This window comes from Pseudomonas sp. (assembly GCF_028293835.1).
GTDB lineage: Bacteria > Pseudomonadota > Gammaproteobacteria > Pseudomonadales > Pseudomonadaceae > Aquipseudomonas.
Genome location: NZ_JAQGNX010000053.1, coordinates 21,443 through 27,675, shown reverse-complemented (window position 1 = coordinate 27,675; position 6,233 = coordinate 21,443). Strand labels below are relative to the sequence as shown.

General features: G+C 55.5%; 6 protein-coding genes. 1 reads left to right on the top strand and 5 read right to left on the bottom strand.

All coding sequences use genetic code 11. The features are described 5' to 3' along the window. Both JWR17_RS06410 and msbA read right to left on the bottom strand, forming a co-directional pair. A partial coding sequence (locus tag JWR17_RS06410; protein ID WP_299829444.1) for a hypothetical protein occupies window positions 1-110 on the bottom strand: 110 nt, incomplete at its 3' end. A 182-nt stretch (window positions 111-292) separates the two neighbouring features. Then, complete coding sequence (gene msbA / locus JWR17_RS06405; protein WP_299829438.1) at window positions 293-2,089, bottom strand: lipid A export permease/ATP-binding protein MsbA; 1,797 nt, start codon at window positions 2,087-2,089, stop codon at window positions 293-295. A 106-nt stretch (window positions 2,090-2,195) separates the two neighbouring features. On the opposite strand from msbA, the gene JWR17_RS06400 reads away from it, so the two are divergent. Continuing rightward, the gene (locus tag JWR17_RS06400) at window positions 2,196-2,846 is read left to right on the top strand and encodes a toluene tolerance protein (protein ID WP_299829436.1); all 651 of its coding nucleotides are present in this window, start codon (window positions 2,196-2,198) and stop codon (window positions 2,844-2,846) included. 3 nt (window positions 2,847-2,849) lie between these two features. Here JWR17_RS06400 and JWR17_RS06395 read toward each other — a convergent pair whose 3' ends face one another. From JWR17_RS06395 to JWR17_RS06385, 3 genes are all read right to left on the bottom strand, one after another. After that, complete coding sequence (locus tag JWR17_RS06395; RefSeq protein ID WP_299829435.1) at window positions 2,850-4,076, bottom strand: O-antigen ligase family protein; 1,227 nt, start codon at window positions 4,074-4,076, stop codon at window positions 2,850-2,852. After that, a complete protein-coding gene (locus JWR17_RS06390; protein WP_299829432.1) occupies window positions 4,073-4,957 on the bottom strand; it encodes a glycosyltransferase family A protein in 885 nt (294 codons plus the stop codon). The genes JWR17_RS06395 and JWR17_RS06390 overlap by 4 nt, the downstream gene beginning before the upstream one ends. Before the next feature lie 300 nt (window positions 4,958-5,257). Next, window positions 5,258-6,214, bottom strand: a complete 957-nt coding sequence (locus tag JWR17_RS06385) for a glycosyltransferase (protein WP_299829421.1) — start codon at window positions 6,212-6,214, stop codon at window positions 5,258-5,260. Window positions 6,215-6,233: the final 19 nt, after the last annotated feature.

Here is a 6,233-nt window from a genome sequence, read left to right as displayed (position 1 = left end):
GGCGCCTCAGGTGAAATCCTTGAGGTACCGCCATGCCAATAACGGTCGAGCATGACATCGCCAACCACCAAGACAGGCGCCTGATCGAATCGCGGCATGGACAACTTCATCAAACAACCCGTTACTAGAATGAACAAGGGCGGAATCTTAGCACAGGGTTGCAGAAGGGAACCGTAGGAGGCTGCAGCAGAGGTCATCTGTAGCAGACAATATGTTGGCGAGGGGCCTGACCCGGTTTGTCAGGTCCATCGTCTCGCCAACACCTTGGCCCTACAGATTGATGGTGTTATGGTCAGGCGATACCGGCGACCACAGGTTCGTCCAGACCCAAGGCATTCAGGCGGGCGTAATAGCCGTTCTGAGCCAACAGCTCGGCATGGGTGCCGCGCTCGACGATGCTGCCTTGATCCATGACCAGAATCAGGTCGGCCTTTTCAATGGTCGACAGACGGTGAGCGATGACCAGCGTGGTCCGGCCTTTCATCACTTGGTCAAGTGCGCCCTGGATATGCCGCTCGGACTCGGTATCTAGCGCCGACGTCGCCTCGTCGAGAATCAGCAGCGGTGCATTCTTGAGCAAGGCACGGGCAATCGCCAAACGCTGACGCTGGCCGCCGGATAACAGCACGCCGTTCTCACCCACCTGGGTATCGAAACCTTCCGGCAGCTGTGCGACGAACTCCAGTGCGTACGCATCGGCCGCAGCGGCTTCAATGTCAGCACGCGGCGCGCCGGCCAGATCACCATAAGCAATGTTATTGGCGATACTGTCGTTGAACAGCGTGACGTGCTGGGTAACCTGGGCAATATGCCGACGCAGGTTGCGCAGGCGATAGTCCTCAATCTCAACACCGTCAAGAAAGATCCCACCGCCGCCATGGTGATAGAAGCGCGGAATCAAGCTCGCCAATGTCGACTTGCCGCTGCCCGAACGCCCGACCAGCGCCACCATCTGTCCCGGCGCGGCGGTGAAACTGATGTTGTTCAGTACCTGCCGCTCGGTGCCCGGATAGGTGAAGCTCAAGTTACGCACTTCGAGATGGCCTGTAACGCGCTCACGCTCGACGGTGCCAAGGTCCAGCTCCGGTTCAACGTCCAGCTGCTCGAAAATACTTTCTGCGCCGGACACGCCCTTCTGGATGGTCGAACTGACTTCCGACAGCTGACGAATCGGCTTGGGCAGCAAGCCCGCAGCCGTAATGTAAGCGACCAGATCACCCGGTGTTGCATCGCCACGCAGCAACAGCACCAGAAACATCAGCGCCGCCATGGCGGTATAGATGACCAATTGCAGCATCGGCGTGTACACCGCGCTGGTCTTGTTCATCCGCAGCTGTTTATCGGTATTGCCCTGGCTGGCATCGCGAAAACGCGCTTCTTCATAGCTTTCGCCGCCGAAGCTGCGCACCACGCGGTAACCCTGGATGGTTTCCGAAGCAACGTGGGTCACGTCGCCCATGGCGACCTGAATTTTCTTGCTCTGCCGGCGAAATTTCTTGCTGGCGCTACCGACCATCAGTCCAATCACCGGCAGGATCGCCAGCATGACCAGGGTCAGGTGCCAGTTCATCCACAACAAGTAGATAAACAGGAAGACCACCGTCAGGCCTTCACGAATCACGGTTTTAATCGCGTCAGTTGCCGCGCCGGTGACCATGGTGACGTTGAAAGTAATGCGTGATATCAAATGACCCGAGTTATGCGTGTCAAAGTAACGATTGGGCAAAACCAATAGTTTATTGAACAGCTCGACACGCAGGTCATGCACCAGACCCAGAGAGACCTTGGCAAGAAAGTAGTTACCCAGGTACGAGCCCAGACCTTGCCACGCAGCAATCAATACGATCAGCAGCGGCACGGCTTGCAGCAGCTGCAACTCACGCAAATAAGGCACGTTGGGAAACAACACAGCCTCGGGATTGCTCAGGCCGTCGACAAAATACTTGAGGATGCCGGCCAGCATTGGCTGGGTGGAAGCAAAGATCACGAAACCGAGAATACTGAGTAAGAAGATGCCGATATAAGGCATCACATAGGTCAGCAGTCGGAAATATATTTTCATACTGGAGCTTTGTTCTGGCTTGCTCATAGTCATCGGTACAGAAAAGAGAGCCGGAATACTATCACAGCCCAGACCCATTAAACCCTAGGGCGCAGGCTGGGGTATGATGGCGGCCATTTTTGAAGGAGCCCGCATGCGCGCACTCGCTTTCGCTGACTACCAAACCTTACGCAAGGATGCCGAGGTGATCGAGGCTGATTTCTTCGGCGATAAGGTTCTGCGCCTGGAAGACGGCAACTTCATGAAGTTGTTTCGGCGCAAACGGTTGATTTCATCGGCGGTATTTTTTCCCTATGCCCAGCGCTTTTCTGATAACGCCCTTGAGCTCAAGAAGCGTGGCGTGCGCTGCCCGGACATTCTGGCTACTTACCGAGTAGCCACTATTGCCCGAGACGTGGTGCATTACCAGCCGTTGCCAGGCCAGACGCTTCGGCAAGTCATCGCCGACCCACACCAGTTCAACGACCCACAATGGCTTCAGGCATTCGGGGCTTTCGTCGCGAACTTGCACAACCTGGGGATTTATTTCCGCTCGCTGCACCTGGGCAACGTCGTTGTGACCCCTGAAAACGAGCTGGGGCTCATCGACATCGCTGACATGCGGACCTTACGTGGACCGCTGCGCAAAAACATGTGCCTGCGCAACTTTCAGCACATGCGTCGCTACCGAAACGACCACGAATGGTTGCTTCAGGATCAAGGTGTGCATTTCTTCAACAGTTACAGCGCCCACAGCGCCCATGAATGGGATCGCAGCATTCTGGCAGAGAAGCTGGCGCTGTAAGCCTCAGTCGCGGCCAACCAACGGCCGCGCAGTTACCGAAGTATTGTTCAGACACAAACTCAGCAGGAAAGGCACCCAGACCACCATCCACATGGCCCGCGCGCGGCCGAACAGGGTAAAGACATCGAACTGCAGCGCCACCGTGGCAAAGACCCATGCCAACAGCACGGCCATGCCCAGTGCCTGGCTGCGGCAACGAAACGCGCGCAACCCGACCCAACCCCAGAGAAAAATCCACAGCGCGGTGAAAATGACGCCGTATTGCAATGCCGTATCTAGCACGAAGTTATGGCAGTGATCGAAAATCACCCCACCCGCGCTGATGGCATAGTTGGCCGCCAGGCCGATGCCATGCCAGGGATGCTGTCGAACGAGTTCCAGCGCGCCCTTAATCAGCACCAGCCGCTCGGAGTCGCCCCGCTGCAGCAATGACGGCTCAAGCATGAACAAGCAGGCGGCGGCGATAACCAGAATTACCGCCAACAGCCGGTAGAACCGTTTCCCTCCCACCAACATGACGACACCTGCCACGGCCACCAGCGACAGCAACGGGCCACGGCTACCGGTCATGATGACAAAGGAAAGCGAACACGCCTGTAACCCCGCCCACACCAACCTTGACCACAGGCGCTGGGGCCACCAGGTACAGCTGAGGACCAATAGGAACCCGATGGTGTAACCCGCAGGGTTGGGATTATCCATAAAACTGCCGAAGCCATATATCCGCTCCAGGTGACGCATTGGAAACGCGATAATCGCCACCAGCGCATAAATGCCAGCCATCGCGCCCCAGATAATAAGCATGCTTTGCAGCTGCCGATGGAACATTCGGCCCCACACGATCCAGCCCAACACCAACGATAGAAAGAACAGTTCGCGCTTGATCAGGGTCAGGTAGTTTTCATCGGTGCCACTCCAGCTCACGGAGATCACCGAATAAATGAATAGCAGCAAAAATAGCCATAACTCGCGCCGGCTTTGCACCGCGTCGCGAAAATCATCGAAGCGCTTGATCAGCAAATAGATGCACGGCAAGTACACGAAAGCCGTCAGCAGCCAACTGTAGAATTTCATGGAGGGGGTGAGCAACACACCGGCAACGCTCCAAAACAGTCCAAAGCCGAGCAGCAACCCGGGAACCCCGAAATGATTGAGCAATGCGCGCACTTGGGTCTGTAGGTCGGTGAAGCCGTCTATGAAATTGCTGGGCTGTTGAACGTCGCGACTCACCGAACACCTTTATGCTTGTTGGACTTGAAAATGAAATGCCTGAAGCGTTTCCACGTCAGCCTGTTCCAACGATAAACCGGGATACTGGTAAACAGCCCGCGGGCAAATGCCTTGTCGGCGACCACCGATTCCTTCAGCGCTTTGTTGACCACTGCCAATTTGGCCGATGCGTAGGCCGGGCTATCTTTGTAGGACTCGATAACCTGCAGGTCATAGATAAGCTGACTTTTATAAGCGACTTTGGAAATGTTGGTGTCGTGACGGCGGTATAGGGTGACGAAGTCAGGAAGGATATCGACCCTGTAATCCAGATGAGCGATTTTCAGGGTCATTTGAAAATCCTGAACCTTGATCGACGGATCGTAGCCGCCCACCCTGTCGATCGCTTCGCGCCGATACATGGCCACCGGAGCGCCAACGGCATAGGCGCCGGCGAGCAGTTCGTCGAACGTCCACCGCTGTACCGAATTCTTGTTGGAATCGCTGTGTTTGAGCATCGTGCCCTGGGCGTCGATGTAGATAACCCTGGCCCCTAACAGACCCACGTCAGGGTGATCCTGCAAGTAGCTGACCTGACGCTGCAACCGACCTTCCAGCATGACGTCATCGGAGTCGTGGGTAACGATGAACTCACCGACGGCATGGCTCAGCGCCGTATTCAAAGCAGCACTCACGCCCTGGTTTTCTTGCTGATAGAACTGAAAGCCGTGGACCTGGCGCAGCGCCTCGATTTTTTCGGCACTGGAGTCGGTCGACCCGTCGTTAACGACGATCAACTCAAAATTTTCGTAGTCCTGCCGCAGGATACTCAGCAGGCACTCCTCGATGTAGCGCTCGTGGTTGAAACACGGCACCAGAATCGAGACCAGAGGCCATTTCATTTTTGCATCCAATCGTTCGCTTCCCGCCGTTGCGTCCACTGCTGCAGTGGTTCGCCACTGCTAAATTTCTGCGGAACAGCAATCTTGCCTAGAAAAACAGGTGAGCATCCTCACGTAATGCAGGCGCCAATGCCATCACTATTTACTGTCAGCTTTTTCAAAATGTGTAAACGTTCTTTTCCAGCATTCCCGCCTCCACTGCCATGTCTTTAGGCCTGTTGCCGAGCTAGCCGTGACCGAAGCAGCATCGCCTCATCGCCTATTCTCGTCAAACCCAATTGGTAGAGTCCATCGGCGGCTTCAAATTCCCAACGTACCGCGCAAACGCTCGAACCAGCCAGAGGTTGGCTGCGTACGCAATGCGGGTTCAAGCTCTTGGACAATACGTTTACCAATTGCTGCGAAACTGAATTGCGATACCGCAAGGTTTCGCCCGTTAACCGCTATTCGTGCGGCCAGTTCCGGGTCAGCCCGCAGCACCGAGAGCTTTTCCTGCAACTGCGCAATGCTGCTGTAAAACACAACGTTGTGCATGTCTTGCAATCCCAGCGCGGCGTTCTCGGCAGCACCTTGATCGAACGCCAGCAAGACACAGCCACAAGCCATGGCTTCGAAATTCTTGATCATATATTCGCCCATGCCAACATCGGCGCTGACGAAAAACCGGATGCGGTTCAGCGTATCGCGGTATTCATCACCGGACTTGGTGCGGGTCACAACCAGGGTTTCTACTCGACCCAGCTCGTCCAGCAATGCTTTGCGACCGCTGTAGGCAACACTATTGGTGCTGCCGACAAAAGCCAACTCAATATCTCGCTCGCGACTTTGATCCTGCAGCAGGTTCTGGTCGTAGCCTTTGGGGACGAACACCGCATCGAAGCCTTCTTCCTTCAGGCGCTCGCTGACCATAAACCCGGAACTGATCACCCGTGCCCACGGCAGTTTGCGGTAATGCGCGCTGAATTTTCCGGTGTATTTGCAGGGAATATAGTTCTGGTAAGCGTCGTGTTCGAGGATCACCAGATTAGGGACGGTACGAATGAACGCGACCTGACGAATTTCTTGCTTGAAGCGAAGAAAAAAAACGATACGGTCGTAGCGCGTAACGTCCACTTCGCGTCGGAAGTACCCACGCAGGTTCCGTTGTTCCTCGGAGGTCAGCCAGCGCAGATCGCATTCGCAGTGCTCGGCAACGCCTTCGTACAAGCGGTCCAGAATGGCACGCTGTTCCTTTTGCACCAGAAATAGAACTTTCATCGGTTTCCTCGAAGCGCGA